The organism is Bartonella sp. PS17NMGDW (assembly GCF_042193555.1).
Classification (GTDB): Bacteria; Pseudomonadota; Alphaproteobacteria; order Rhizobiales; family Rhizobiaceae; genus Bartonella; species Bartonella grahamii.
Window position 1 is genome coordinate 1 of record NZ_JBHILY010000044.1, and the last position, 3,023, is coordinate 3,023.

Annotated in this window: 5 protein-coding genes; all 5 read right to left on the reverse strand. The window is 40.6% G+C overall.

Annotated features, from left to right (window positions below):
- Positions 1 to 66: 66 nt before the first annotated feature.
- Positions 67 to 522: a hypothetical protein gene (locus ACFIJK_RS08955; RefSeq protein WP_375627550.1), complete on the reverse strand. Its 456-nt coding sequence runs from the start codon at positions 520 to 522 to the stop codon at positions 67 to 69.
- Positions 519 to 1,061: a hypothetical protein gene (locus tag ACFIJK_RS08960; RefSeq protein WP_375627551.1), complete on the reverse strand. Its 543-nt coding sequence runs from the start codon at positions 1,059 to 1,061 to the stop codon at positions 519 to 521. Before ACFIJK_RS08960 ends, ACFIJK_RS08955 begins: the two co-directional genes overlap by 4 nt.
- Positions 1,058 to 1,906: a hypothetical protein gene (locus ACFIJK_RS08965; RefSeq protein ID WP_375627552.1), complete on the reverse strand. Its 849-nt coding sequence runs from the start codon at positions 1,904 to 1,906 to the stop codon at positions 1,058 to 1,060. Before ACFIJK_RS08965 ends, ACFIJK_RS08960 begins: the two co-directional genes overlap by 4 nt.
- A gap of 111 nt (positions 1,907 to 2,017) precedes the next feature.
- Entirely contained in the window at positions 2,018 to 2,641 is a 624-nt protein-coding gene (locus tag ACFIJK_RS08970; RefSeq protein WP_375627553.1) for a lambda exonuclease family protein, read from the reverse strand.
- Between the two features lies 1 nt (position 2,642).
- The coding region (locus ACFIJK_RS08975; protein ID WP_375627554.1) for an ERF family protein at positions 2,643 to 3,023 on the reverse strand (381 nt) is incomplete at its 5' end.

Here is a 3,023-nt window from a genome sequence, read left to right on the forward strand (position 1 = left end):
CCTTCATTTTAGATGTAATTCACTCGTGGCGTGAATCACGCTGGTGTTAAAATTTTGTTTGTGTTGCTAGAAAGGAATGTCGTCTTTTGCTGAAGAGTCGCCGTTCTGGGCGGTCATAGTTCGTTTACAAGCTTCTGAATTATCATAAATTTTTGTATCGCCATAAATTCTTGAATCACTATCGATAACCACATTTCCATAAATTTCTACGCTTCCAAAAATATGACCTCCATATATTTTGACGTTATTATAAATTTTTGCATTTCCAAAAATCTCTGCATTATAAGCAACTTGTGCGTTATCAAAAACCTTAGCGCTATCGTAAATATTGGCAAACAAATACGCCTTGGCATCATTATAAATCCAACAATCGTTTTCATGACTTAAATTGTCTTCATGCTCTATAAAGCCGCCAAGATCACCTGCCTTTACATCTCCAAAGTCTTTCAATGCACGGATGCGGTAAAGCGTAATGTATCCATCAAACTCAATTGTTTCATCAGTCAGTTCGTATTTTCTCATCTGGTTTGTTCTCTAGTTGAGATTCTTCTATCGCCATCAATCCAGTCGTCCCAACATACACATGCTTCACCGTAAATTTTTGCATGACCGTAAACATGCGCATCACCGTAAACTTGCGCATTGCCGTAAACACGCGCCCCATCGTAAATGTATGCCTCACCGTAAACTTGTGCATTGCCATAAACTTCTGCATTATCAAAAACGTGCGGTTCACCGCAAATATATGCATCACCGTAAACTTCTGCATGACCGTAAATGCATGGTTCATCGAAAACTTCTGCTTTGCCATAAATACGAGAATTGTCGTAAACATGTGCATAACCGTAAACATGTGCATTTTCGTAAACCTTAGCATCATCATAAACCTTGGCATAACCACCAATCCAGCAATTACCATGATGCGATAGGTTATCTTCTTTCTCGATATAGCCGCCAAGATCACCTTGCTTGACGTCCTCCAAATCTCTCAATGCGCGAATGCGGTGGAGAGTTTTGCGCCCAATTTCAATTGTTTCATCAGTCAGTTCGTATTTTTTCATCTGGTCTTTTCTCCAGTTGATATGGCGTTATAGTCATCAACGTGTGCGCTACGGTAAACTTTTGCATCACCGTAAACTTTTGCTTCTCCGTAAATTTCTGCCTTATCGTAAACACGTGCTTCATCGTAAACGCGTGCATCATCGTAAACTTTTGCACGCCCATGAACATGTGCATTGCCAAAAACCAAGGCATCACCAAAAACCTTGGCATAACCATAAACCTCTGCATTATGGGAAACGCATGCATTACCGTAAACTTCTGCATGATCATAAATTTTAGCATCACCATAAATCCTTGCACTATCGCCTACATGTCCGTCTTTAACTTTTGCATTGCCATAAACTTCTGCCTTATCGGAAACATATGCATAACTGTAAACATGTGCATTTTCTAAAACTTTTGCATAATCGTAAACGCGTGCACAACCGTAAACCTCTGCCTTATCGTAAACACGTGCTTCATCGAAAACGCGTGCACAATCGTAAACCTCTGCCCTGCCGTAAACGCATGCCTCACCGTAAACTTTTGCTTCTCCATAAATTTCTGCACGACCGTAAACGCGCGCTTCATCGAAAACGTGTGCGCTCTCGTAAACATGTGCATTATCGGAAACTTTTGCTTCATCGAAAACAAGTGCATTGCCATAAACACGTGCATCTCCAAAAACACAAGCCTTATACCAAATCCAACAATTGCCCTCATGGGATAAGTTGCCTTCATGCTCTATAAGACCGCCTAGGTCGTCTGCTTTAATACCACCAAAGTCTCGTAAGGCACGAATGCGGTGGAGAGTTTTGCCATCAACCTCAGTTGTTTCATCAGTAAGTTCATATTTTTTTTCCATGGTTTATTTCCTTGATTTGCGCACAATCCACCCGTAGCGTGAATCATGCATTACTTAAAAGTTGTTAGTAAATGGGTGGGGGTGCTGGGAGGAGAGAGCACCCCCATAGGTTTAAGCAGCTTTTGCCAAAATCTTTTGCATCTCTTGTTCTATTTCCCCTAAAAAGATTTCGACCGCTTTATTAATCTCTTCAATGTATTGCTCATCACGGTTGACGCGTTTGACTTTCATTCTCAAACCAGTAGATTTGCCTACAAAGTTTGGATTATAGCTCATGAAATCACACCACTTTCGTCCTGTACAAGCCATTTGGAATTGCATTTGTGCGTGATATTCAGGCTTGATTTCGTCATACATAAAAAAACGAAGATGAGTTGTTGATTGTGGACATTTGACTTCAATTAAACCGTCCTCTCCAATGAACCCATCAGGACTTGCCCCCGCCATTTTCATTTTTGGGTGTGGGATAAACCCGCATCTTGTGACTTCTGTGTCATAAATGAATTCATATTCTCTCAAGGCATCCTCTTCATGTTCAATGCCCCATTGCATAGCAGGTGTTGTATAAGATTGGCTTATTCCCTCTATTAAGCGTTCTGTCATGAGTTTCGTTTTGTAGTCTTCATATTTACTTGTAGGCAAACCTTTTGCTGTCTTACTGAGTACGTTGTAAACGTTTGAAGCAGTGACTTTACCTAAGCGCGCTTGAAACCATTCTGCTGTTTGTTGCTCCATCTCACACCACCGTTCCCTGTTCGTGTGGTGTTGCTATATCGGCATCCTGTATAGTAGAATCTGTTTCTACCTTTTGCCTGTTTTGTTTATCTTTCAAAAGATGTAATACCGTTTGTGCTTGTCCTTCAGACATATCGTCGAGCTTTTTGACGTTGACATAAGTAAGTATTTTTTCTTCTTCTGTTTGGGTTTGTACTACGAGTCTTCTGATTTCATTGATCTGTTGTGGAAAAGCCTTTTTAATAGGTGTGTTCCCATCCGTATCATCATCTTCACTCACGACATTAAGAAGCATGCCTAACAGGTATCTGCGTGCGTATGTGATTGCAGAACCAACCGATTGTATATTTGACTTGCATCCTTTCGTGTCATAAGGAAACTT